Raw genomic sequence first — 25,806 nt, forward strand, 5'->3', positions numbered from 1 at the left:
ATTGGGGCGATTTACATCATTCAAGGTTTTGTCATTTCGAAAATCCTATAATCTTCACTATAACTTCAACTCAATTGACTTTTTAGAGTAAAATCAGAATGCAAATATAAATTGTGCTTATAGTAATATGGAATGGATACTGCGGCAGGCCCGCCAGTGCCGGCCTGGTAAGAGGAATTGGTCTTCGATAAACTCAGACTATAGCTGCAATCATATTGACCAACTGCGGAGGGCGACCCCTCGATAAACTCGGGGTGACACATTTCGACAAGCTAGCTCAGCGTGACCTCTACTGCCTTTTCTGAATATTTAATTATCCGGGCGGTTTTCGCAATTCATGTTTTTGCAATTGGCGTATAGGATCAATGAATGATGGATGACATCAAATTGCAATAACTCGCCAACGGTATTCTGAATATTCTGGATTCGTGGGTCGCAGAACTCCACCACTTTATTGCAATCTGTGCAAATGAGGTGATCATGCTGTCGAAAACCAAAGGATTTTTCGTATTGGGCGATGTTCTTGCCGAATTGGTGTTTTGTAACAAGGTCGCATTCACTTAATAAATCCAGTGTATTATAAACGGTAGCCCGGCTGACCCGGTAGTTTTTCTCCTTCATACTGATGTAGAGTAGCTCCACATCAAAATGATCTTTTCTGGTATAAATCTCTTCGAGAATAGCGAACCTCTCAGGTGTCTTACGAAGGTTCTTTTTCTCTAAAAACGCGGTAAAAATTTTCTTTACTTCCTCGAATATCGTCTCCGTCTGCGTCATATTTCAAAGATAGATCAAATCTCATTATTGCTGTAGCGTGATACATTGAGCACTCCCTCAACATTCTCTAATTTTCTGATCATTAGATCCAGGTGCTCCGTATCTTCTATGAATAACTGGATCTCTCCTTCAAAAATTCCCCCTTCGGTATTGATTTTCATGGAACGCATATTAATCCGCAGTTCACTGGAAATCACATTGGACACATCCGAAATAAGTCCCAACCGATCCGTACCAATGATTTTGATTGCCGCTTCAAAGGTCTCATCTTGCTGAGAAGACCACTGAGCTTTTACCACCCGGTAACCATAGTTGGAGAGCAATTCCGGGGCATTTGGACAGTTGGTCCGATGAATTTTGATTCCTTCTGCCACTGTTACAAATCCAAACACATCATCTCCAGGGATAGGATTGCAACATTTGGAGAGCTTATATTCCATGACATCTTTGTCTTCTCCAATGAGCAGGATATCCCCTTTTTCAGCCGGGGCTTTGGTCTTAGATTTCGATGTTTTTACGGCTGGAATGGGAACCGGCTTTTGGACTTTTTCCTCTTGGGAAGTATCATGAAACTTCTTTATGTCATTGTGTTCAATCTTCCCTTTACCTATTAAAAAGTAGAGTTCGGTGGGTGTGGGCACATTGAAGAATGTGATCATCTTATTAAGCGTAGCCTGGTCAAATGGCTGTTTGATCTGTTTCAGTTTTCTTTTGACCACTTCCTTGCCCTCTGCCGCGAATTTCTTTCGCTCTTCTTTTAGCGCTTCTTTGATGCCGTTTTTCGCTTTGGAACTGACCACATATTTCAACCAATCCTCGCTAGGTTTCTGCTTTTTGGAAGTGAGGATCTCTACCTGGTCGCCATTCTTGAACTTGTAATTTAATGGCACCAATTTTTGATTCACTTTAGCCCCAATGCATCTGGCACCTATTTCTGTATGTATATCAAAAGCAAAATCCAGGGTCGTGGCTCCGTTTGGCAAAGTGACCAGATCTCCTTTTGGGGTAAAAGTAAATACCTCTTCACTGTATAGGTTTGACCGGAAATCGTCTACAAACTCAATGGCATTGGAATCACTCTGCTCAAGTACCTCCCGGACTTTCGCAATCCACATTTCCAGCCCCATTTCGTTTTGACCGGCGCTGTTTTCTTTGTACTTCCAGTGAGCCGCATAGCCTTTTTCGGCAATGTCATCCATTCTTTTGGTTCGGATCTGTACTTCTACCCACTGGCCACGATCACTCATAACAGTCGTGTGTAGTGACTCATACCCATTGGCCTTTGGCATAGATATCCAGTCTCTCAATCTTTCCGGATTGGGTTGATAAAAATCCGTTACGATGGAATAGGCTTGCCAACACAAAGCTTTTTCCGCCTGCATGGGTGTTTCCAAAATGATCCTGATTGCAAATAGATCATAGACTTCTTCAAATGAAACTCCCTGTTTTTGCATCTTATTCCAGATGGAATTGATGGACTTGGGACGTCCCTTGATCTCGTAATTGACGCCTAGAGCATCAAGAGAGTCTTTGATCGGTCGCACAAACTTCTTAATGAACTTATTACGTGCCTGACGTGACGCGTTGATCTTGTTTGCTACATCGACATAAACTTCATTATCTGTAATCTTCAAACAAAGGTCTTCCAATTCTGATTTGATGGCATAGAGGCCCAAACGGTGTGCCAGGGGTGCATATATGAATTTGGTCTCTGAAGCAATCTTCAATTGTTTGTCCCTGGGCATGCTTTCGAGGGTACGCATATTGTGTAACCTGTCCGCTAGTTTGATCAGAATTACCCTCACATCTTCAGAAAGTGTAAGGATCATCTTCCTGAAATTTTCTGCTTGTTGAGAAGACCCTTGATCAAAAACTCCAGATATCTTGGTCAACCCATCAATGATCTTCGCGACTTTCGGACCAAAGAGTCTTTCAATATCAGAAAGCTGGATCTCAGTATCTTCCACCACGTCATGCAAAAGTGCAGCCACGATGGATGTAGTACCCAGACCTATTTCATCCACACAAATCATGGAAACTTCAATAGGATGGAAAATATAGGGTTCACCGGAACGTCGCCTCATCCCCTGATGGGCTTCCATAGACGTATTGAACGCCTTTCTTATGACTCTGGCATCATTGTCTTTTAGAACCGGCTTGGCATGTCTTAGCAGCGTTCGGTACTTGCGAACAATTTGTTTCTTTTCGTCTTCTTGCTCGAATTCACGCATTTATTTGCATAATACTTAAACAAAGGTGCATAGATATAATTTTTTAGCTATCTTCGCACTCCGATTTTGCGGATGTGGCGAAATTGGTAGACGCACTAGACTTAGGATCTAGCGCCGCGAGGCATGGGGGTTCGAGTCCCTCCATCCGCACAATTACCCTCTTATGACTTGTTAGCATAAGGGGGTTTTTAGTTTTAAATGACATCTTAAATTATTTCAAAATTGGATATCTCACTTGATAAAACCGAAAACAACGAGGCCTTAATTAAAATTAGCCTAAAGCAAGAGGATTATCAACAAGGTGTTGACCAAAAAATAAAGGACTTCAGTAAAAAGGCCAACTTGAAAGGATTTCGTCCTGGAAAGGTCCCTCCTGGTCTTATCCGAAAAATGTATGGCAAATCAATCCTGGCTGAAGAAATCAATAGAATCCTTGGTGAGGAGCTTACAAAATACATTCGAGAGAGTGATTTAAGAATTCTCGGTGAGCCGATGCCAAGACGTGAGGAAATGGAGGCTATCAACTGGGAAACACAAAAAGAATTTGAATTCACTTATGATGCCGGGTATGCCGGTGAATTTGACCTGAAAGTTGATAAGAAGGTCAAGGTTGACATGGCTAAGATCAAAGTAGATGATACCGTAATTGAAGAAACTATCGGCAATCTACAACGTCAGTTTGGCGAAACTTCTCCTGCTGAAGAAGTTTCTGAAGGAGATACAGTCTACGGACAAATAACTGCAGAAAGCATCGAACTGGATCGGGAGATTACGATTGAATTGAAAGAAGCTGAAAAAGCGGGTATCAATAAATTCAAAGGCCTGAAAGTCGATGACACCTTGACTATCGACGGCAAGAAGTTTTTTAAAGATGCAGATTACGTCACCCGACTAGCTGGCTTGACGGCAGACCAGGTAAAAACAGCCAAGGCCAAATATGAATTCACTGTGAAGGGAATCACACATGTCGAGCCCTCTGAAGTGAATCAAGAGCTATTCGACAAAACTTTTGGAGCTGGAAACGTCGATTCTGAAGAGGTTTTCAAAGAGAAAGTGAGTGAGACACTTTCTCAGACGTACAGTAAGGAAAGTGATCAGCTTTTCTTCATGAAAGTCCGAGACGAATTAGTGGAGAAATCAGGTATCACCTTACCAGACAGCTTTTTGAAGACCTGGTTGAAGGCTACCAATGAGAACATGACTGACGAATTGCTGGACAATGAGTATGATCAATATGCTAAAGAGCTCCGATGGTCATTGATCAGTGATAAAATCTCAGCTGATAATGATCTTAAGGTTGAGCACGAAGATGTGATGACCGAAGCTAAAGCTCAAATTGTGCAGCAATTTGGCGGACCAGCCATTGCGGAGCAATTGGGCGATCAACTGGATCAATTTGCCAACAACTATCTGCAAGGTGAAAATGGCCAGAATTACATGAAAGTATTCAATCAAGTGAAAGGAACGAAGGTGTTTGAATTCGTAAAAGGAGAGATAACGGTAAAAGAGAAAGAGGTCACGCTCGAAGAGTTCCGTAAATTGGTCTAACCTAAAGAACTTAAGATCGCATTAATGAGTTAATAGAGAAGTCCTCACTTATGAGGACTTTTTTTATTTTTGTTAAAATACGCACTACACATAAATGATTAATAAAGAAGAATTTAGAAAATTCGCAGTTAAAGGACAGGGAATTAGTGGCACCACTTTCGATGCTTATGCCGACCGTGTTGAAAATATGACGCGAGCGGTTATCGAGGAAAGGCCAACCAACTTCAGGGAAATTGATGTTTTCTCAAGACTGATCATGGATCGAATCATTTTCCTGGGCATGCAAGTTGAAGAGGGTATTGGTAATGTCATTACAGCGCAATTGCTATTCCTGGAATCCGTAGATGCTAAAAAAGATATCCTTCTCTATATCAATAGTCCGGGTGGATCTGTATATGCTGGTCTTGGCATGTATGATACGATGCAATATGTTGGACCTGATGTGGCCACCATATGTACGGGCATGGCTGCTTCTATGGGAGCCGTATTGATGGCTGGTGGAGCCAAAGGAAAGCGTTCTGCTCTTCCTCATGCAAGAATTATGATCCATCAACCCAGCGGTGGCATGCAAGGACAGTCTCGCGATATGGAGATCACTTTGAAGCAAATGCAAGAGCTTAGAAAAGACCTCTATACGATTCTCGCCGGTCATACCGGTAAAACTTACGAAGAAATAGAACAAGACTCTGACAGGGACTACTGGATGAGGGCCTCCGAAGCCAAAGAATACGGCTTGATCGATGAGGTGTTAATCAAAAAGTAAATCAATAATTTATGGCACAAGTCACTTGTAGTTTTTGCGGACGCAATAAGAAGGATGTGGACCTGATGATCTCAGGGATACATGCTCACATCTGTGACAAATGTATTACACAGGCTCAGCAGATCCTCAATGAGGAACTGAAGACCAAAGATGATCCTGAAACGCCAAACTTCAATTTGATCAAACCGATCGACATGAAGCGGCATCTTGATGAATTTGTGGTCGGACAAGACGAGGCAAAAAGATACATGTCCGTAGCGGTCTATAATCACTACAAGCGGCTTATGCAGCAAAAAAATAAAGACGATGTGGTCATTGAAAAGTCCAACATCGTCATGGTAGGACAAACGGGTACTGGCAAAACTTACCTGGCCCGTACCCTTGCCAAAATCCTACAGGTTCCTTTCTGTATCGCTGATGCCACTGTTTTGACTGAAGCGGGTTATGTCGGCGAAGATGTGGAAAGTATCCTGACCCGACTACTACAGGCAGCTAACTACGAAGTAGAATCTGCTGAACGTGGCATTGTTTACATCGATGAGTTAGATAAAATTGCCCGTAAGTCTGATAACCCTTCTATTACAAGAGATGTGAGTGGTGAAGGTGTACAGCAAGCGCTTTTGAAATTACTGGAAGGAACGAGTGTGAATGTCCCTCCTCAAGGCGGAAGGAAACACCCGGACCAGAAAATGATTTCGGTCAACACTGAGAATATTCTTTTCATTTGTGGTGGTGCTTTTGACGGTATTGAACGACATATCGGTAACCGACTCAATACACGCCCAATTGGATTTGTGAGTGATGAGGATAACGGGTTTCAACACCTTGATAAGTCGAACTTACTCCAGTATATCACTGCACAGGACCTCAAAAGCTTTGGCTTGATCCCTGAATTGATTGGTCGGCTTCCGGTACTTACACACCTCGATCCTCTCAATGAAGAGGCGTTGAAGAAGATTTTGAAAGAGCCTAAGAATGCACTGATCAAGCAATACCAAAAGCTCTTCGAAATGGAAGATGTAAAACTGGAGCTGGAAGAAGGCGCATTGGATTATATTGTGGAGAAAGCCATGGAATTCAAACTGGGAGCAAGAGGATTGCGATCCATTTTTGAAGCTATCATCACTGATGCCATGTTTGAAATTCCTTCTGCGGAAGATGTTAAGGAAATGGTCATTGATCGTTCTTACGCTGAGGAGAAATTTGAAAAGAGCAAATTCAATAAGCTCAAGGCAGCTTAATCACTTTCTTTCATCCAGGCTGTGATATCTTCTGCTACTTTTTGAGAAGCAGAATAACTTCCTATTTGATGGTTTAGTTTCTTGTAGTTGTTCAACATCCGTTGACGATATCCGTCCTTTTCAAAGATCCTTTCCACTTCTTTCAAAACGATCTCCGGCGTGTATTCATGTTGCACGAACTCTTGAACTACCCTGTCATCTAAAATCAAATTGACCAGGGATATAAACCGAACTTTTATCACCGCCCGGGCAATCCAATAAGAAATCTTACTCGTTCGGTAACATACCACCTGCGGAATATTCAACAAGGCCGTTTCTAACGTAGCTGTCCCTGAAGTCACAATGGCAGCATCTGACGCCCGGAGAACTTCATACGTCTTACCCAAAAAGACCTGCACATTTACCAATCCTTCAAGCGGTTTGTAATGAATTTCATCCACATTATCTACCGCAGCGATAAGAAAATGCCAGTCAGGCCTGAGACGTGCGCATTCAATGATCATTTTGATGGAAGTTTGAACTTCCTGCACTCTACTACCCGGCAAATAGGCAATTTTGGTGTCTGTGAAATGGTTAATCGAAAGGTCTGTAAAAACATGTTGCTTAATTTCTTCCACTACAGGATTTCCAACATAATGCACTGGGCAATCATGTCTCTGAAAGAAATCAACTTCAAACGGAAGAATACTGTACAATCGATTGACATACTTTTTGATCGAATTGGCTCTACTCTCTTTCCATGCCCATGCTTTCGGGGCAATGTAGTAGGCTACTTTGAATTGGTGTGAATTGGCAAAACGAGCCATTCTGAGGTTGAACCCCGGAAAATCAATTAAGATGAGTACATTTGGTCGGAACCTCAGTATCTCCCGCTCACATTCTTTCAATCTGCGGGAAATCCCTTGTAGATTCTGAACTACTTCGATGAAACCCATGAAGGAGATCTCCCTGTAATGAGCGACGAGATCCATACCCTGTTCCGCCATTTGATCTCCACCATAACCTCTTAGCTCAGCTTCCGGTTGCAGATTCAGGAGTTGTTTAATTAAAAAAGCCCCATGCAGATCTCCGGATCTCTCCCCCGCAATCAGGAAATATTTCAATGTGTCAGGGTGTTTTCTTCACCAGCTTTCATTCTCCGAAGTATTCAACGAAGTTTCGTGGCGTTTCGTAAAGCTTTAGGGAATGCAACTGTGCCTTAGGGGCAATCTCTTTGACTTTAGGTGCCAGTATTTGCCAAAATTGAAAAATGAGATTTTCGCAACTGGGCAATATATCTTCCATAAAAGGAACGTCCAGGTTCAGGTTCTTATGATCGACCTTCTCCGTGATTTCGACCCTAACCAGTGTGCTCAGTCTTTTCAAATCCACTACAAAGCCAGTGTCCGGATCAGGTACTCCTTTCACTGTTACGATCAACTCAAAGTTGTGCCCATGCCAATTTTCATTGGCACACGGACCAAATACTTCGGCATTCCTCTCCCTACTCCATTTCGGATTATACAGCTTATGTGCGGCGTTGAAATGCTCCTTCCTGCTTACGTAAATCATCATTTCGTCATTTCAATTGCAAAGATAAGAGGTTCTTTCTCATCTATTTTGCTTGCTGCGTGTTTATGATGCGTACTAATTTCGCAATATGATAGTTGTAACCGGGGCCGCAGGATTTATTGGCAGTTGTCTGATCGGAAAATTGAATGCTGAAAATTTCAATCATATCATTGCTGTTGATCAATTCGGGGATGCCCAAAAAGAACACAACCTCAAGGGTAAGCAGCTAAAAAAGATCGAAAGGGATTCTTTTTTTGAGTGGCTGGATGAACATTTCAGGCATGTGGAATTCATCTTTCACCTGGGTGCCCGAACAGATACCGCGGAATTTGACCGGGAACTTCTACACAAACTCAATACGGCATACACACAACAAGTCTGGAAGAAATGTGTGGCATATCAAATTCCATTGGTCTACGCTAGTTCTGCCGCTACTTATGGCTTGAGTCTCGAACCTAGCGAAGATGATGAGAAGAATATCAAAGACCTCACCCCTCTTAATCCTTACGGAGAATCCAAGCAAGCTTTTGACTTATGGGCACTAGCTGAAACCGAAAAACCATTTTATTGGGCCGGGTTGAAATTCTTCAATGTTTATGGGCCTAACGAGTATCATAAATCCCGGATGGCTTCAGTGGTTTATCATGCGTTTCGGCAGATTTCAAAAACGGGTGAAATGAAATTGTTCAGGTCCCATCATCCGGATTTTGAGGACGGCCACCAACAGCGTGATTTCATCTATGTGAAGGATGTTGTTGATGTGATGTACTGGCTTATGAGGTATCGCAAAAATTCGGGTATTTACAACCTCGGCACCGGGCAATCAAACACCTTTCTAGGGCTTACTCATGCGGTTTTTGACGCGCTGGAAAAACCCCGGAAAATATCCTTCATCGATACTCCTGAAGATATTCGAGAAAAATATCAATATTTCACGGAGGCTAAGATGTCCAAATTGCGGTCCATTGGATATGAGGAACCGTTTTGTAACCTGGAAGAAGGTGTCAGGGATTATGTTAGGAATTACCTTAAGGGGAGTCAATATTATTAACAGAAATATTTGAGAAAATAGATTCAAAAGGACACAAATACTCTCCTCTTTGAAGTGGCTTAATCAAAAATAGTTCCGAACAACCCACCCCTCACCCCTCCCAAGAGGGGATTCTTTATCATTCGCCGAAATAAATTTTACGTCGAAAAATCCCGAAATAAAGTCCTTTAAGAAATGAGTATTACTAAGCCAGATTTGGCTGCTGCTCCACAATCCCTAATCGAGATTTTATTTGCTTCAAGAGTAGTTTTTGACCAGCACGTTTTTCTTTATCCTGGTCCGAAGCATTACTTCTGGCTGCCTCCTGAAGTTGTTGATTCTGTATCTCGAAAGAAGGAATATCACTTTCGTAAGCCACACTTTTACCAGAAACTTTCGAATACCCTAGCTCTTTTAATGCTACACCTGCAACACTTTCAAATAAAGCAATCTCCGTTTCTGAAAGCTCCTTTAAATATTTTCCTGTGTTGTCCTTCATGACTGGGTTAAGTACATTCTTCCACATCTCACCCGAATCTGCAGTTCGACGCGACTCATTGGATATGTAGAATTGGAGCATTTTGGGATCATATGTAATCCCTAGTTTGTCGCAAATTTGCTGGATACACGTTTCAGGCTTTATGAGCAGGTCCTCATAGGCCAACACCATGTACCTCTCTGGTGAAACCCCAACCAGAAAATCTCTGACAGCCTTTTGCTCATCAGCCCATTTTTGAGCCAAATGGTAAACGTGCTTAGGGCCTACAATGGCCTTCTTAAAGGAAGTTGCTACATCTCGACCATCTCGGTATAAATAAATGTAAAATGGCCTGATGGCCGATTCCATGTCTGCTACATAATTGATGTTAAACGTGCTTTTACAACACCAGATATTGGCTCCGTCATGTTGCATTCGTGCTTCATAAAGCTGACGGAAAATATCGATGATACTTGAAGTGCTTGCGACAATTTTATTCCGATCAAGTGCTACTCCTTCCCAGGGAACCGGATTGGCATCTACCCAATCACACATATCGTTGACCAAGCTGGTTCTATTATCCAAACGCTGAAAATCACCGTAGTATGACAACAACGGATAAAACGTTTTTAATAAATGAGGTGGATGTGGTGCAGAAATATCCGCATGTGAATCAAGCATCAACCTGAGTAGATTAGAACCGGATCGTTGTGTACCTATGAATTGAATTGCATTGAACCTCATGTTCCTCTACTCCTTCGATTATGCTCAATTTCCAAAATTAGTAGAAACCCTCATGACAACTGGTTTTATCCGATGTGAATTCCTCATGAATTTGATAGGAATAGATCCAACAAGACACTGCCTGTTCCAAAGATCAACATCAACCAAAAGAAATTGATATTGAATTTTGTGATGGCTACAGCTGAAACAATCAGTACCAGTCCTGCAAACCAATCCAGTTCATTGAAAGGAATGATAAGTGAAATGGAAAATACGATGAAACCAATAATGGCCGGACTGATCCCTTTAAACAACTTGCTGATTACCGCCAATCCGCTGATGGACTGATAAAAAACACCTACCAGAATGATCAATAAGGCGGATGGTAAAAATATTCCTACTGTAGCTACTAACGCTCCCAGTATACCAGACACCTTGTATCCAACAAAAGTGGCTGACACCAATATTGGTCCTGGAGTAATCTGCCCGAAGGCTATGGCCTGAGCGAATTCTGAAGAAGCCAGCCATTGATTTTGTTCCACAACTAAATCATGCAATACGGGTATCATGACATAACCCCCACCAAATAACGTAAGGCTCACCTTTGAAAAAGTATTTAGCAGTATTGCCTCTTCTCCCCAAAGAAACGAGATCAATAGAAAAGCAGCTGCAATAACCACTACTCCTATAACTGCAGACCTGACTTTTTTACTCATGTCCACGTCGGTCTTAGACGTTTCCTTCTCCCCCAAGAATAACCCAATGAATCCAGCCAGTACAATGGTGATGATGAACACGATATATCCTTTTAATAGGAATGCACTGATAGCAGTCGCTAGAAATATGACCCACTGCCACCATGTTTTGATGTTCTTTTTAGCCATTTTGAAAGCCACCGAAAAAATAATGGCTGCAATTACAGGGAGTACACCTTCCAGAAAAGCAGCGATTAATCCAATTTCGTTGAAATTGCTCTGGAATTCAGCTAATAGCATCATCAGCAATACTGAAGGAAACAATACGGCAGCCATGGACAGCAATGCTCCTGCCCAACCCTTCAAATAGAATCCGATGTAAGTGGTGATATTTACCGCTAATGGACCGGGGAGAACGGACGCTAGTGTGATACTATCCATGATCAATCGATCATCCAGGACCCGATCCTGCTCGACTAATCGCTTCCTGATGATGGCTACTAGTGCGGTATAACCTCCGAAGGCCGTTACTCCGATAAACAGGAATACTTTAACGAGATACCACAAAGAAACCTTATTCTCCAAATCTGTTATTGTAGGCCGTTAGTTTTTAGGAAATCCGAATCCAAATAATAGGCACGATAAAAAGGCTGATCGCTTAACGCCATCCAGGTAACTTCTCCGTCTTTATCTGTAATGATCAAACGTTTGTTCATGGTGCTACTAAACAGCCACTGATCTTTGCCCATTTCATATACGCTACCTTGTTTAAAGGTAAAAAGTGAATCAGGCAATGTAATGATATCAGTGGTTTGTACTGGGTTTCCATCCCGAAAAGCATAGGCTCGGGAAGTTCCTCGTTCTCGTCGATCTCCATTATCAAAAAGAACTACCTCGTTTCGTACGTTGCGATGTACACCGTGCTGTTTGTAGAAATAATTCGTTTTATCTGAAAAGGTGTCGTGACCTACCTTCCAGATGACTTCTCCGGTTTGGCTATTGATTTTCCAGATCGCATTGAAATCCCTCCAAGAAACCAGATAATGTCCATCCTCTTCAATATATAGGGCATTGGCATGTCCCCAATCTTTCTTGACTCGTTTGATCCCATCAAAAGTCAATGGGTCAATCTCTTGATCCAGCGACCAGTGCCAGAGCTTTTCACCTGTTGCAGATAGTTTGATGATTCCGTCTGTTTTTATGGTATCTGTACTTTCTCCGCCGAATTCAGAAAGATCAGCAGGAATAAATTCACGGGTCAACGCCACATAATTTCCTTCCGAATCTTTGACCAATTCATGATGTAATAGTCGATCAAATCCATTTTGTCCATACCTCAATTCGACAAGCGTATCGCCCTTATAGGAAATATCATGGATGACTTTGTCACTGTACAACGCAACATAACTTTTATCGTAAGGTGCGTAAGGTCTAAACAGAGCGGTATCAGAAGCTTGAAACCACTTTACCTGACCTCTGCTATCGATCATCATCTGAGCACCAGGGCTTACAATTTGTCGAAGAAATATATAACCATCGAAAGACTGTTCATTCCCTACTTCCACCTGAAATGAGGCCAACGTAGAAGGAATGATCAATGGTTCCTGCTCCTTAACTTCACATCTGATAAGACCAAATACTGCCAAAAGGCAGGCAAAAAATGATGATTTGGATATTGATTTCAATTGCTATCTACTTTATTAAATACGCTGACCGGACCATTGCTGCGTATGGCCAGTAACAATTCTCCTTGTCCTTCCATGGACAACCATTGTAAGTCTTTAACATTGCCCGAAAGAAAGATCCCGGTCTTATCTGACTGCATGGCATGATAATTACCCTTTCCGTCAGATTTTAAGACTAATCCAGTTCCTCCATCCCATCTTGGTGTTTCCACTTCCGTATTATAAATATTCCCAGCAAGAATTATTTCATCCAGGCCATCCCCATCCAGGTCTTTGGTGACTGTACTCAACAATGGAAATGTTTGTGCCTGATTTGGGAGTGGCTTTACCTCAAAGCCTTGCGCTCCTTTATTGATCAATAGTACTGATCTAAACTCATTTACTTCGAGTGCAAGTGATTCATTTAGTTCCTCACCAAAAATCTCATCTATAGAGGCATTAGCAAAGGAGGAATAAGTCTCGTACTTTTTGGCAAGGAAAGGCATCTGTTCGGAAGAACATTCTCGCCCCCTTACAGGCACATACTTTTCCTTGTAAGACTGACTTAACACCACATCGAGGGTTCCGTTTGCATCAAAATCATTGGCATAAACCTTAAATGGTTTCTCCACGGAGGCCTTGAATTTTGTATTCAAACCCACATTCCCTACTACATAATCCGGTAAGCCATCCTGATTGGCATCTGTCTCTGTAACAGAAAACCACCACCCTTTTATATCCTCAAGACCATAACTCTCGGTTACCTTTTCAAAGGCGACTCCTGTATTTCGAAAGAGCCCAATTTCACCCCATTCACCTACAGCAAAAAAGTCAGGCTTACCATCATCATTGAAATCAGAAACCAATATATCATTGATGATTCCCTGCTCTAATAATTGAGGAGCAACTTCCGAGGTTACATCAACTAATTTACCTCCATCATTTATTAAAATCTGTGATTGTCCGGCAATTGGGTACTGCTGAGGCCTTATCCTATTTCCTACGATCAGATCCTGATCGCCATCGCCATCAAAATCAATTGGTTTTACCACCCCGCCGCTAAACTTCGGTGTATTTCCTGAAAATTGCTGTCTTTCAAAGTTCCCTTTGCCGTCATTGATGTAAAGTCGATCCTCATACCATTCAGCATCCGGAATGTGCTCATTTCCACCGCTTACTACATAAAGATCTAAATCGTCATCACCATCTATATCAAATAAGCTAGCGCTGATATCTTCATAGACCTTATCCGTCTCGAAAGCGGCCAGGACTAACCTAATAAAGCCATCTGGTCGCTGAACATAAACACTAGCCGCTTGTCCTGAAGCTCCTCCCAGATAAATGTCTTCCAGCCCATCTCCATTGACGTCACCCATGACATAAGCCGGACCTAAAGTTGATTGCTTGTAAGGCAACAAAACTTCTTTGCGGAAATCATCAAATTCGTTCTCCACATGCCGATAATCAAGCCCCAATTTCGTTAAATCAGCCTCCTGAAATAAGGCTATTTTCTCCTTCGCATCACTCATCTTCTCCGTTTCTTCAGCTTTGATCGTTATCCGTTGATTTGCTTGCACATCGTATCGATAAGCGGTTTCACCTCCTGGCCAAACTACCTGGACAGTGTCTACCTTGTCTATAGGGCCTAATCCAAAGTGAGCTACTGGTTCTACATAAGAAAAGTATCCTCGTACTCCTTTTATTTCGATAACCTGAGCTTTGGCGCCATATTTAATGTACACTTTTGGGAAACTTTCTGAAATATCACTCTCTACGGCTATAGTCAAGTAATTCCCAGCCTTTGAATCAACAGCTTTGTTTTGAAACAAGAATGCTTCCTGATCCAGGTTATTGACTACCAGATCCAGGTCACCATCATTGTCCAGATCGCCATAGGCCGCCCCATTAGAAAAGGACGCTTTACCTAAACCAGAAGTCTTACTGACGTCCGAAAAGCCAAACTTTCCATCGTTTTTGTAGAGGACATTTGGCAGTTTTTCAGAATTCATTTGCTCATAGAGCTCACTCTTGGCACTGATTGGCACATTGCCCCGGTACATGATCTGGGTTTTCGTTACCTCATTCTTAAAGTCATTATCCAGGGCATACCTTCGATATCCATTGGTCACATATATATCCTTCCAGCCATCATTATCGAAATCGGTAATTAACCCTGCCCAACTCCAATCCGTCTTAGAAATTCCCATCTGATGGCTTACATTCCGGAAATTCTGATTGCTCGTATTTAGCTGCAGAGAATTGAACATGTATTGATGAGCAAAACCAAGATCCTCCGTAAGCATGTCAAATTGATCTACATCCATGCTTGCCATTAATGTTTTAGAACGATAGTGGTCCTTTGACGCCATGTCAAGCACCAAAATATCTTTGTGCAAATCATTATTAAAATCTGCAATATCCACACCCATACCGAAAAAGGATACCTGACTTGCTCTTAATTTGATTTCGTCAAAAAAGCGACCGTTACCTTGATTGATGTACATGGCATCGGGGATATAATAGTCATTAGCAATATATATATCCAACCAGCCATCATCGTTTATATCACTGATAGAAAGCCCCAGGCCAAATGAAGGCCTAAGCATTCCTGCCTGGGCAGTAATGTCTTTAAAAACGCCTCCATCATTTTCATATAAGTGACTTGAACTTTTACCCAATAAGCCTTTCGTTACTCTCATCTGGCGATAAAATGTAACCGGATCTAAACCATATGCGGGGCTCTCATTGAGCACGAAACAATCAAGGTCACCATCTCTATCAAAGTCAAAGAATCCCGCTTGTGTGCTTATTCCCTGATCTGCCAGGCCATAATCTTTAGCCTTTTCTGAAAAAGTGTTGTCCTGGTTGTTGATGAACAGTAAGTTTCCTCTATCATATTCTTCATTCGGACCACCTTGGGAGACATATATATCTGACCAACCATCGCCATTGATATCTGCAATAGTCACTCCATTGGACCAACGCTTTCCAGCATTGATACCTGCTTGCTCTGAGATATCTTCAAATCTTAATTCCCCTCTATTCAGGTAAAGTCTATTGGGAACCTGATTGCCAGTAAAAAAAATGTCCTGTAAGCCATCGTTGTTGATATCTACCATGGCTACTCCGGCACCATTATAGAAATAATCAAAATCAAACAAATTGGCTTTAGTTGAAACATCGTGTTTCAGATCGTTGGAAAATTGAATTCCTGAAGCATCAGACGAAACTTCTTCAAATAATGCGCTTTCTTCTGGTTCTTCCTTTGTTTTTTGAGTTGATGAGTCTGAACAGCTCATAATAAATAAGCCTAAAAGCAGGAATATGATTAAAAGTCTGTTCTGTGCTAGTCCGAACCTCATAATACTATCACTTAAATCAGAGCAATATTAAAAAAGCCGCCTTATTGCTAAGGCGGCTTTTATCAATTAAATAATTTACTACTTAAGGAGCTAAGGTAAATGGTACACCTCCAGGGAATGTAATTACGGAAGTCGCAGACTCACCATAAGTGTTATCCCAAGCAATGGTCCACTCTTCTCCACTAATAGAAGAAGTGTAGGTCCAGGTATCACCAAAGCTATCAGTAAAGCCAGTGAAAGAAACAACCTCACATACATCAGTAAAGGTAAGGTCACCACTAGCACCGCCACCACCGTAGCAAGGTCCGTATGCACCAAATGCCCAATCGTCGAACTGATATCTACCGCCACCAAGCGCTTGAAGCTCTACAGTGCCAGTTACATCAGCACCACCACACCAGATATCGGTAGTCGCGTAAGAATACGTTCCTTCCAATGCCGAAGGGCAGGCTAAAGGGCGTGTAAACGCAAATCGACCACCTCGGAAAGCCGCACCTCTAACAGAAGAGGAGGAGTTTGTGCTGCGATATTCTGTTCCATCTACGTGCACAATTACAGTAGATAACTGGAATTCGTCTCCAGCAGCAAAATCAGCATATCCAAGACCAATTGCAGAAGTGATTGCAGTAGAGCTTACATCAAACGTAGTTTGAAGGAAGCCATTCTCACTAGCAGTCAATGCAGATGCACCTACTCGAGTTACCTCTACAGCAGCTTGTGCAGATCCGCCAACAGGATTGTACACTACTTCTACATAAACTTCAGCAACATTCTGACCCGCATTGTCATCGACAAACTCAACTGTGTAGCTGTAGTTAGACGAATTGAAATCAGTCTCAGTAAGTAGGTTCACCAAAAGTGCACCATCTTCAGAGATCAACCTTGGGTAGATTCCGTGTCCTGCACTATCGAAAGTTACAATAGGAGCTTTATCAGGATCTTCACAGGCAGTGAAGACCATCACTAAGGCCATCAAACCAATTGACAACCTCAATTTCATGTTATTGAAAAATTTCATTTTCATTCTCAATTAAAGTGATCAATTATCTCAAGTTAGTCAGCGATTGCCAGAACGTAGGAACGGCGATAGGCTTAGTATCAACATTCGAGTTTCTGGTAACAAAATCCACTGGATAGAAGAATGTATTAGGGAATTGTCCCGGATCAACTTCCAGCGTTGGCTGAATGTTAGATGGGAACCCTGTTCTTCTGTACATATTATATGCTTCGAGGCCATTACCCCAAGCTGCGATATAATACTCAGTAACTACAACGTCGATTCTTTCCTGAGCTGTAGTAGCAGCGTCATAAATAGCAAGAATCTCAGCAACGTAATCGTCTTTGTCAGCATCGCTCATACCGAACAATTCTTTGATTGTCCCTATGCTACCATCTCTCAGTTCTACACTGGTTCCCATTTTAGTAGCAACCAAAGACTCAAAGCCTTCCACTTTATCCAGGGACTTTCTGATTCCACTTTCAAGCAATGCTCTGGCATCATCTGCAGTACCCAATGATAAGGCAGCTTCTGCTCTCATGAAGTCTACAAAAGAACTCAACATGATAGGGAAAATTCCTTGCCCAAGACCTCCTAATGTTCCGTTTGCACGGGTATCATCGAAAGTACTGTCATCGAAATCTCCACCACCAGGATACAGACCATAGGAGGTTCTGATTGGACCATCTGGAGGAATACCACCACCATTACCGTGATCTCTACCGCTGTATCCATCAGCCACAACGCAATAAACCTCAGCTAGGTTAGGATCAATGGCAGTCCAGTGATCGATAGTAGTACCAGGATCATCCGTAGGAAGTGCCGTAAAGTGGCAAGAATACGTAGTTGCATCCTGAGCTTCCGCGTCAGAAACTTTTCTGTAGAAGTAATATCTTCTTCTAGGGTCATCGATTCTAACACCGTCAGTGATCTCACTTTCACGACCTCTTCTTAACAACCACATGTAGTAGTTAGACAAGTAAGCACCGTCTCCTACCTCGTAATGGTTATTGTAAAAAGGATGTCGTGAGTTAGGATTGGTTCGCTGATTACCAAAATTAATTTGGAAATCCTCGCCTGCCTCATCGATGATCATGCCACCAGAAACCAAAGTGTTAATGGTAGAAGCATCACCAGTGTTCAATGCAGCTCTCAACTTCAAGGTATTCGCAAACTTAATCCAACCTTCAGGATCCCCTCCGTAGAAGTTATCGAAGGCAGGAGCACCAGCTACTGTTCCATCCAACTGAGCAATGGCCTCATCAAGCAAAGCAATGGCCGCATTGTAAACATCCTGTCCAGAATCAACATTCGGGCTAATGATATCTGTTCCTTGTCCAGCTTCGCTGAAAGGCACATCACCGAAAAGATCCACCAAAACCATCATGGTATAAGCCTTCATGATTTTGACAGTTCCAGCATGGATATCTAAACCGTTTGCTTCAGCAAGCAATAACACGTTATCAATATCCGGGAATAGGCCTGCATAAGCAGTATTCCAGGCAAAGTTGTACGTGTTTGGCGTCGTAGCAGCATTGTAGGTAAATCCTCCAAAGTGATACATTCGAGCTACAGCTCCAGGGTTACCTTCAGTAGCACTATAGAAATCTCCGAAATCCAATTGAATGGAATTATATAAATCATTGACACTAGCATTTGCAGGTGTTACTGCCAATGGGTTATCCTGAAGATCTAAGTCGAAACTGTTACATGCACTGATCATAGCAGTGATCGCAACAGCCATAAATAATCTATTGATAATTTTCTTCATTATCCTAAATCTTAAGTGAATTAGAAAGTTAGACTAAGCGTTGCACCATATTTCTTAGCGGTAGGAGCAGTACGGAAGTCGAAACCTCTACCGTTACCTACACCTAAGCTAGAAATCTCAGGATCAAAGTTGATTCCTTCAGGGAAGTTAGGAGCATTGTACCACAAGTTCTCTCCTGAAAGCGTGATACCAACGGTACCGAAAGGAGTCTTCTCAAGAAGAGACTTAGGTAAAACATATCCAAGAGAAACTTGACGCAATCTGATTACAGTTCCATCAAATACCCCTCCTTCATCCGCGAAGAAATAAGCTCGGAAGAAGCTATCACCAATATATGTCTGAACATCATTAGGCACATAAACAGGGTTTCCATTGTCATCAGTACCCGTTTGCTTCACAGCATTAGGCATTACCAAAGGAACGTTTCTGTCTACGTCAGTATCAACTGTGTTACCCCGAGCAAGTAGTGACTGAACAGTAGAAGAGAAGATATCTCCACCGTCAATGTACTGCCACTGGAATCCAAATGAAATCCCTTTCCAGCTAATGCTGTTATCCCAGTTAGCCTGGAAGTTAGGGTTAGGATCACCAATTACTTCAAAGTTACCAGAAGACTGGTATGCACCTTGGTTGTCTACTACAAACAGACCAACTTGGTCGCCGTAGTTAGTCAGGTTATTTCCGTTTTCGTCAAATACATCCTGAACTTTCAGGAAAGACTCGCCGAAGAATACACCAAACTGCTGACCAGGAATCGCATAGTTACCTAATGTGCTGTAACCTGCAGTCTGAACCTGATCGATTCCTTCGAAGATAGACTCTACGTTAGAAACATTTCTGGTGTAGTTCAAGTTGATGTCCCACTTGATTCCGTTAGGAAGTGGAGGCGTAATGTTCACACCAAGCTCAACTCCCTTGTTCTCCATTTTCGCAGCGTTTACAGTAGTTACTGTAAATCCTGTAGAAGGATCAAGAGGCAAGTTGATGATCAGGTCTTCTGAGGTCTTTTGGTAAAGAGAAAGGTCGATTCCGATGATATTATCAAGTAATCTTGCTTCAACTCCAGCCTCGATCTCGTTGAAGAACTGAGCGGTCAAGTTTCTGTTACCCAAGAAGTTAGATACAGAGTTAGTATTCAATACTGTACCACCAGCAGTTACGAATTGGTTCGTACTTGCATCGAGAACAGACCTAGTTCTGTATGGGTCAGGATAACCTGCAGATCGTCCGTATCCTACACGTACTTTCAAGAAATTCAGAATATTACTGTTGCTGATCGCAGTGATCGCATCAGTAGGTACAAATGCCAAACTAGCAGAAGGATAGAATACTGAACGATTCTCTTGCTCCAACGTAGACGTCCAGTCATTTCTAGCCTGCAAGTTCAAGAACAATGCATATTTGAAACCAACTGAAGCAGTAGCATAAAGACCTAATGTATTTTCCTCACTGAATCCAGAGAAACCTAAGTGGTCAATGAAGTTATTGTGAGAAAGAATGTTATATACAAACTGGTTAGAGCTTGATAGTACAGAGATATCTCTTACTTCTCTACGAGAGTTGAATCCAACAACCCCATCAACAGTGATCTCTCCAGGTAAGCTGAAGTTATACAATACGTTGATGATTTGGTCAGTGATTCTATTACTGATGTCCGTAGTTGTCAACTCACCAAGAGGCTGTCTTGGTCCACCTTTGTTTACATGACGTTTGTTTTCCTGCTGATAGTTATCAACACTCAGACGATACATCAATGAAAGGTTATCAGTCAATTTATAAGACAACTGAGTACTAGAGAAGAATCTGTTGACTTGCTCGCTCTGACCTGAGTTATTCAAAGTCCAAAGCGGGTTTTGGATCGGAGAACCACGTCTATAATAGATGTTAGAACCATCAATAGGAGACTGGAATGGAAGACCCAAAAGATCTACAGATCGAGGAGTAAACAGGATCGCAGCGAAAAGACCGTTACCATCACCACCAAATGCAGGTGCAGTAATAGGTGTAAATCTTTCAGACTGGATATAGTTAAAAGAACCTCTGATAGAAAGACCATTGTTCAAGGTAGCCTGAGCACCCAAACCGAAGTTATTCTTATCAATGTAGTTAGATCGATCACCGTTAGCCAACTTAGGAGTAAAGCCCTGGTCAGTCAAGTAGCTGTAAGTAGCACTCAAAGATGCATTGTCAGCCAACTTACTCTCAACAGCGATTGAAGTGTTTGAAGAAACACCACTTTCGAAGAAGTTCTCAACACTTTCGTAAGGACGATAAATGTACTCCGCTCCGATGAACTCAGGAACATCATCATTATACTGTGTTTGATCCAATGGGTGAGTGATGAGTACTTGAGTACCGTCAGCAGTCAGTCCCTGGAAATCAGAACCGTAAGAAGATGGGTTCAAATCGTTGAAAGCAGCCCCCCAGTTAGAGAAGAACCATCCGAAACCAGCGTTGAAACCGTTTCCGTAAGTGTTCTGATAATCAGGCAGGTTAGCAATTTCAGAAACATAAACACCTTGACGGATGCTAACCTCAGCTTTTCTAGAAGCATTCTGACCAGCTTTACCGTTTTTGGTAGTTACCAAAACCACACCATTACGTCCAGCCTCTCCGTATAGTACCGTTGCTGAAAGACCTTTCAAGATCGAAATTTCTTCAATCGTGTTAGGATCCAGATCAAGGAATCGGGAAGATGCTGTTGCACTACCAGAACCAAACCCTTGGTTACCTGTGTTCGTATCGGTGTTGAAAGGAACCCCATCAACTACGAACAAAGGCTGGTTGGAACCAGTAATTGTAGAATACCCTCGGATGATGATATTCGTACCTGAACCTGAAAGACCGGAAGTTTGGGTAATGTCTACCCCAGTTGCTTTACCTCTTAAGAGACGAGCAACATCAGCTTCCTGACGATCAACTAATACTTCATTGTCGATGGATGACACCCCGTATCCAAGCGCTTTACGCTCTTTACTGATACCGAGGGCGGTAACAACCACCTCTTGAAGTTCCTGCACGTCGGACTGCATGGCTACGTCAATCGTAGACCGGCTACCGATCGTTGCTTCCTGGCTGATTAAGCCAATAAACGAAAACACCAGAATGCCACCATCTGCTGGCACTGACAAACTGAAGTTCCCATCGAAATCCGTCGTGGTACCGTTAGTAGTACCTTTCAGGATCACGTTCACACCAGGTATAGTACTTCCGTCTTCTTCAGAAGTTACCTTACCTGTAACTGTTCTATCCTGCGCTAGGGCAGAAAAGACCACAGACAAACTAAACAAACTAAGTAGTAAAATCCTCTTCATATTAGAATTGGTTTATTAAGCTAGAAACCTTAAAGATTTCTAAATGTCTAAATTATAACTTTTTGGGAATAATAAAAATGTGAGCAATCCTTTTGAGAATTAATACGTAGAAGTTGAAAATATTGAAATTCTCAAAATTTCCCAATATAATTTACATAACTGCCAGTTATTACGGAACATGAGAAAAGAATTACTTGCAGTAACATCAAAAAGCCAGAAATTCTTTGGTACCCGAAATATTATTTTTTCAATATTCCGAAGATTATTTATCTAACGTACCGAGTATGCGAAACTCGATGCGCCTATTCTTAGAATCATCCGTTTGTTGTTCGCTTTGAGAGACCGGAAATTGTGATCCGTATCCTTTGTACTTCATCCTGCTCCCAGGAATCCCTTTTTCAACCAAAAAGTCATATACTGATTTGGCTCTTTTTTCTGATAAATCCAGATTGTATGCCGATCCACCGGATGCATCCGTATGACCAGCGATCTCTACTTCCAGCTTTTCGTTCTTTTTCAGAAACTGAAAAACAAGATCCAGTTCGCTTTTCGATTTATCTATGAGTGCATAGCTGTCGAATTCAAAATAGACATTCTCCAGAATGATCGTTTCTCCACTTCGAAGCGGGTTCAATGAAATATTAAGGGTATCCGGCTTCAAATCAACTGAGGATTGTAAGTCAAATTGAAAATCCTCGAACAAGAAACCATCTGCACTGGCGTAAGCACCATATTCCCCTCCTTCAAATAAAGCCATGAAATATCTACCAGTAACCGGATCAGAAGTGGTACTGTACAATTTCTCCTGAGTTATTAGATCATACAATTCAAGTTTTGCTTCAATCGGCAAATCCGTTTCCTTGTTGGTGATCAAACCCGTTAGATAACTGGCCTTGTGGGATAATAATGTATCAACTTCAATATCGAACGAAAAGAGCTCGCTCCGATTTTCGGACTCATCCGTATAAAATGCCATTTTTCCATCCGCAGTAATAAAGAGTCCGGACTGGTCTTCGAAATCATTGGTGGGATACCCAAGATTCACTGGGTTCGTCCATTCATCTCCCGAGCGTTCTGATACATAAAGATCAAATCCACCCAACCCTACATGTCCTTTTGAAGAAAAGAATAAAGACTCACCATTAAAATGTATGAATGGCGTTGATTCATCCTGCGCCGTATTGATTCTTGGCCCGAGGTTCGTTGGCTTAGTCCAAACTCCTTCTTTTTGTTGAGTCACCCATATATCTCTCTTTCCATGACCTCCCGGGCGGTTAGAAACAAAATACAACGTTTTTCCATCTGCAGACAGGCTTGGCTGAGAATCCCAGCTCGAAGAATTGACAGTTTTACCCAGATTTTTAGGTTTTCCCCATTCATCTCCTTCTCTAATGACATAGTATAAATCACAACTTCCGTAGGATCTTCTGCCTTCACAAGAAGTAAAGATCAAGGTTCGGCCATCTGCCGAAATGGAACAGGCACCTTCGTTGAAGCCAGTATTAATCGTAGAAGCAATCCCATTGGCTGTTTCCCAAACTCCATTCTTTTTATGTGCGATGACAATGTCCTCATCAAATTGAATCCCTGTACCATCACGCTTGGTATATACGATCGATTGATTGTCGATGGTAAGCACCGGAAAATACTGTAGCGAAAAGCGGTTGACCGAATCACTCAGCTTTCGTGTTTCACGGATCATGGGTTTGAGTAAGGATCGATGGGAATATTCGATCGAATGCAAGAGTACGGAATCCCCTTTACCCATTACATTTCCCTTCAACGACGACAGATAATAGTTTAAAACCTCCGATGCCTTTTCATATTTCCCACGCTGATAATAGCGAACGGCTAACCCCCTTGCAATTTTTGGATTGACCTCTTCCTTTGGAATGGTCTCGTAATAGCGCTGGTAATTGGCAAAAGAAGCATCCTCCGCTCGCAAATAATTGTAGACACCTGCGAGCTTGAGGTAAGCCTCTGCAAAATCAGGATCACGTTCGAGCGCTTGATTCAGTGACTTGATTCCTCCTTCGAAATCCCGGGATTTGAATTGTTCTTCGGATTTCTCGTAAAGCTTGATCGCCTTCTTATCCTTCGTATGAAAGTTTTGTCCGAAACAAGGTAACAGTAAAAGTAGCAGACCAAAAAGGATGGAGCCTCTTAGGGTATGCTCATGTATTTGTGCACTTGCAGTGATATCCTCCATTTGGGATTTTCTTTGACAAATTGGATAATCGAAGGTAACATTTCTGATTCTTTCGACCATTCCGGCTGGACATACCAATTGGAACCCTGATGCATTTTTTCCGCGTGTTCCTGCGCCCACTTAAAATCAGACCTGTTATAGATAATAACTTTCAGTTCGTGGCTTTTCGTGTAAAACTCAGGAAGAGGTTTCTTAAATTTTTTCGGTGAGAAACAAATCCAGTCCCAATCTCCCGTCAAAGGATGTGCTCCGGAAGTCTCTATATGTGTCCTTAAACCTGCCGATTTCAGTGACAGGGTTAATTCGGTGAGGTCATACATTAATGGTTCTCCTCCAGTGATCACAACAATCGGTGCCTGACTGGCTTTGGCATTTTCTACGATCTGGTCAATGGCCAATTCAGGATGTGCACTTCGGTCCCAGGATTCTTTCACGTCACACCAAACACATCCTACGTCACAACCACCCAAACGTATAAAATACGCTGCAGCGCCGGAATAAGCACCTTCACCCTGAACGGTATAGAAATACTCCATTACAGGTAGGGTCGCCACATCTGTCAGTTCCAATTTATTACTGGTGTTGATTCTCGTAAGCTTTATACGTATTGAGTAGCAAAGATGCAATAGTCATCGGACCTACTCCCCCTGGCACTGGTGTAATGTAACTTGCCTTCTCTTTCGATGCTTCAAAACTTACATCTCCTGCCAGACGAAATCCACTCTTCTTACTCGCGTCCTCCACACGGGTCGTACCAATATCCACCACCACAGCACCCGCCTTGATCATGTCAGCAGATATAAGATCAGGCTTACCTACTGCAACGACCAGTACATCTGCGGTTCGGGTATGAGAAGGCAGGTCCACCGTGTATTTGTGACAAATCGTAACCGTTGCTGCAGCACGTTGCATCATTAAACTCAAAGGAGCACCTGCAATTCGGCTGGCTCCTACGATCACACAATGCTTACCTTTCAGCTCAATCTCGTAGCGATCTAAAAGCTCCATAACACCATAGGGTGTCGCAGGCAACAGTAATTGGTTGTCAGAAATGATACTCCCAAAATTCTGATTGGTAAAACCATCGACATCTTTGGCCGGTTGCACCGTCTCAATAATGGTTTCAACAGAAATATGCTCGGGAAGAGGCAATTGAACGATGAACCCATCAATATCTTCGTCCTCATTCAGTGATTCGATATGTTTGACCAGTTTCTTTTCAGAAATAGTCTGAGCAAATTGCATCAAGCTATAATCAAACCCAACCGCCTTGCATGCCTTGATCTTTCCATTCACATAGGTGTGACTGGCACCATCATCACCGACAATGATGATCGCCAAATGCGGTACACGCTTATCTGCGGCCTTCAATGCCACTACTTTCTCGGCAATTTCTTTTTTGATGTCAGACGCAATCTGTTTGCCGTCTAATATTTCAGCTCCCATCGTTTT

The 25,806-nt window shown here is 42.3% G+C and carries 18 protein-coding genes and 1 tRNA gene; 5 read left to right on the plus strand and 14 right to left on the minus strand.

Annotation, left to right across the window (positions count from 1 at the left end; all coding sequences use genetic code 11):
* Window positions 1-309 precede the first annotated feature (309 nt).
* Window positions 310-777 (minus strand): transcriptional repressor, encoded by a 468-nt coding sequence (locus tag R8G66_20675; protein MDW3194801.1) that lies wholly within the window; start codon window positions 775-777, stop codon window positions 310-312.
* Window positions 778-791: 14 nt separating this feature from the next.
* Window positions 792-3,008, minus strand: coding sequence for a bifunctional (p)ppGpp synthetase/guanosine-3',5'-bis(diphosphate) 3'-pyrophosphohydrolase (locus tag R8G66_20680; GenBank protein ID MDW3194802.1), 2,217 nt, complete (start codon window positions 3,006-3,008; stop codon window positions 792-794).
* 68 nt (window positions 3,009-3,076) lie between these two features.
* On the opposite strand from R8G66_20680, the gene R8G66_20685 reads away from it, so the two are divergent.
* The 4 genes from R8G66_20685 to clpX all read left to right on the plus strand — a co-directional run bounded on the left by R8G66_20685 (window position 3,077) and on the right by clpX (window position 6,560).
* Window positions 3,077-3,158: transfer RNA gene (locus R8G66_20685), tRNA-Leu, on the plus strand.
* 72 nt (window positions 3,159-3,230) lie between these two features.
* A complete protein-coding gene (gene tig, locus R8G66_20690) occupies window positions 3,231-4,556 on the plus strand; it encodes a trigger factor (protein MDW3194803.1) in 1,326 nt (441 codons plus the stop codon).
* A 94-nt stretch (window positions 4,557-4,650) separates the two neighbouring features.
* Window positions 4,651-5,319 (plus strand): ATP-dependent Clp protease proteolytic subunit, encoded by a 669-nt coding sequence (locus R8G66_20695; protein ID MDW3194804.1) that lies wholly within the window; start codon window positions 4,651-4,653, stop codon window positions 5,317-5,319.
* Window positions 5,320-5,330: 11 nt separating this feature from the next.
* Window positions 5,331-6,560 carry an ATP-dependent Clp protease ATP-binding subunit ClpX gene (gene clpX / locus R8G66_20700; GenBank protein ID MDW3194805.1) on the plus strand — a complete coding sequence of 410 codons (1,230 nt, stop codon included), beginning with the start codon at window positions 5,331-5,333 and terminating at the stop codon, window positions 6,558-6,560.
* Here the strand turns inward: clpX and lpxB are convergent.
* Together lpxB and R8G66_20710 are read right to left on the minus strand one after the other, a co-directional pair.
* Window positions 6,557-7,663, minus strand: coding sequence for a lipid-A-disaccharide synthase (gene lpxB, locus R8G66_20705; GenBank protein ID MDW3194806.1), 1,107 nt, complete (start codon window positions 7,661-7,663; stop codon window positions 6,557-6,559). The genes clpX and lpxB overlap by 4 nt on opposite strands.
* Before the next feature lie 28 nt (window positions 7,664-7,691).
* The gene (locus R8G66_20710) at window positions 7,692-8,111 is read right to left on the minus strand and encodes a 6-carboxytetrahydropterin synthase (GenBank protein MDW3194807.1); all 420 of its coding nucleotides are present in this window, start codon (window positions 8,109-8,111) and stop codon (window positions 7,692-7,694) included.
* 88 nt (window positions 8,112-8,199) lie between these two features.
* On the opposite strand from R8G66_20710, the gene rfaD reads away from it, so the two are divergent.
* Window positions 8,200-9,162, plus strand: a complete 963-nt coding sequence (rfaD, locus tag R8G66_20715) for an ADP-glyceromanno-heptose 6-epimerase (protein ID MDW3194808.1) — start codon at window positions 8,200-8,202, stop codon at window positions 9,160-9,162.
* A gap of 184 nt (window positions 9,163-9,346) precedes the next feature.
* Here rfaD and R8G66_20720 read toward each other — a convergent pair whose 3' ends face one another.
* The 10 genes from R8G66_20720 to R8G66_20765 form a co-directional block, all read right to left on the minus strand.
* Complete coding sequence (locus R8G66_20720; protein ID MDW3194809.1) at window positions 9,347-10,363, minus strand: sulfotransferase; 1,017 nt, start codon at window positions 10,361-10,363, stop codon at window positions 9,347-9,349.
* 83 nt (window positions 10,364-10,446) lie between these two features.
* On the minus strand, window positions 10,447-11,622 hold the full coding sequence (gene chrA, locus R8G66_20725) for a chromate efflux transporter (GenBank protein MDW3194810.1): 1,176 nt from the start codon (window positions 11,620-11,622) through the stop codon (window positions 10,447-10,449).
* A 5-nt stretch (window positions 11,623-11,627) separates the two neighbouring features.
* Entirely contained in the window at window positions 11,628-12,722 is a 1,095-nt protein-coding gene (locus tag R8G66_20730; protein ID MDW3194811.1) for an aryl-sulfate sulfotransferase, read from the minus strand.
* Window positions 12,719-16,000: a VCBS repeat-containing protein gene (locus tag R8G66_20735; GenBank protein MDW3194812.1), complete on the minus strand. Its 3,282-nt coding sequence runs from the start codon at window positions 15,998-16,000 to the stop codon at window positions 12,719-12,721. The genes R8G66_20730 and R8G66_20735 overlap by 4 nt, the downstream gene beginning before the upstream one ends.
* A gap of 145 nt (window positions 16,001-16,145) precedes the next feature.
* Window positions 16,146-17,081: a hypothetical protein gene (locus R8G66_20740; protein ID MDW3194813.1), complete on the minus strand. Its 936-nt coding sequence runs from the start codon at window positions 17,079-17,081 to the stop codon at window positions 16,146-16,148.
* Window positions 17,082-17,106: 25 nt separating this feature from the next.
* Window positions 17,107-18,831: a SusD/RagB family nutrient-binding outer membrane lipoprotein gene (locus R8G66_20745; protein ID MDW3194814.1), complete on the minus strand. Its 1,725-nt coding sequence runs from the start codon at window positions 18,829-18,831 to the stop codon at window positions 17,107-17,109.
* 20 nt (window positions 18,832-18,851) lie between these two features.
* The gene (locus R8G66_20750; GenBank protein MDW3194815.1) at window positions 18,852-22,145 is read right to left on the minus strand and encodes a SusC/RagA family TonB-linked outer membrane protein; all 3,294 of its coding nucleotides are present in this window, start codon (window positions 22,143-22,145) and stop codon (window positions 18,852-18,854) included.
* Window positions 22,146-22,407: 262 nt separating this feature from the next.
* Complete coding sequence (locus R8G66_20755; GenBank protein MDW3194816.1) at window positions 22,408-24,354, minus strand: OmpA family protein; 1,947 nt, start codon at window positions 24,352-24,354, stop codon at window positions 22,408-22,410.
* Window positions 24,309-24,890: a 7-carboxy-7-deazaguanine synthase QueE gene (locus tag R8G66_20760; GenBank protein MDW3194817.1), complete on the minus strand. Its 582-nt coding sequence runs from the start codon at window positions 24,888-24,890 to the stop codon at window positions 24,309-24,311. Before R8G66_20760 ends, R8G66_20755 begins: the two co-directional genes overlap by 46 nt.
* Before the next feature lie 37 nt (window positions 24,891-24,927).
* Window positions 24,928-25,800: a bifunctional 5,10-methylenetetrahydrofolate dehydrogenase/5,10-methenyltetrahydrofolate cyclohydrolase gene (locus R8G66_20765; protein MDW3194818.1), complete on the minus strand. Its 873-nt coding sequence runs from the start codon at window positions 25,798-25,800 to the stop codon at window positions 24,928-24,930.
* Window positions 25,801-25,806: the final 6 nt, after the last annotated feature.

It is taken from the genome of Cytophagales bacterium (assembly GCA_033344775.1).
GTDB lineage: Bacteria > Bacteroidota > Bacteroidia > Cytophagales > Cyclobacteriaceae > JAWPMT01.

Bases quoted from the DNA above. Each gene is read 5' to 3' on its own strand.
- rfaD (MDW3194808.1), top strand. From the start codon at position 8,200: ATGATAGTTGTAACCGGGGCCGCAGGATTTATTGGCAGTTGTCTGATC.
- R8G66_20720 (MDW3194809.1), bottom strand. From the start codon at position 10,363: ATGAGGTTCAATGCAATTCAATTCATAGGTACACAACGATCCGGTTCT.
- R8G66_20760 (MDW3194817.1), bottom strand. From the start codon at position 24,890: ATGGAGTATTTCTATACCGTTCAGGGTGAAGGTGCTTATTCCGGCGCT.
- R8G66_20765 (MDW3194818.1), bottom strand. From the start codon at position 25,800: ATGGGAGCTGAAATATTAGACGGCAAACAGATTGCGTCTGACATCAAA.
- R8G66_20740 (MDW3194813.1), bottom strand. From the start codon at position 17,081: ATGAAATTTTTCAATAACATGAAATTGAGGTTGTCAATTGGTTTGATG.
- R8G66_20695 (MDW3194804.1), top strand. From the start codon at position 4,651: ATGATTAATAAAGAAGAATTTAGAAAATTCGCAGTTAAAGGACAGGGA.
- R8G66_20735 (MDW3194812.1), bottom strand. From the start codon at position 16,000: ATGAGCTGTTCAGACTCATCAACTCAAAAAACAAAGGAAGAACCAGAA.
- R8G66_20750 (MDW3194815.1), bottom strand. From the start codon at position 22,145: ATGAAGAGGATTTTACTACTTAGTTTGTTTAGTTTGTCTGTGGTCTTT.
- R8G66_20710 (MDW3194807.1), bottom strand. From the start codon at position 8,111: ATGATTTACGTAAGCAGGAAGGAGCATTTCAACGCCGCACATAAGCTG.
- R8G66_20745 (MDW3194814.1), bottom strand. From the start codon at position 18,831: ATGAAGAAAATTATCAATAGATTATTTATGGCTGTTGCGATCACTGCT.
- R8G66_20675 (MDW3194801.1), bottom strand. From the start codon at position 777: ATGACGCAGACGGAGACGATATTCGAGGAAGTAAAGAAAATTTTTACC.
- R8G66_20755 (MDW3194816.1), bottom strand. From the start codon at position 24,354: ATGGAGGATATCACTGCAAGTGCACAAATACATGAGCATACCCTAAGA.
- R8G66_20680 (MDW3194802.1), bottom strand. From the start codon at position 3,008: ATGCGTGAATTCGAGCAAGAAGACGAAAAGAAACAAATTGTTCGCAAG.
- clpX (MDW3194805.1), top strand. From the start codon at position 5,331: ATGGCACAAGTCACTTGTAGTTTTTGCGGACGCAATAAGAAGGATGTG.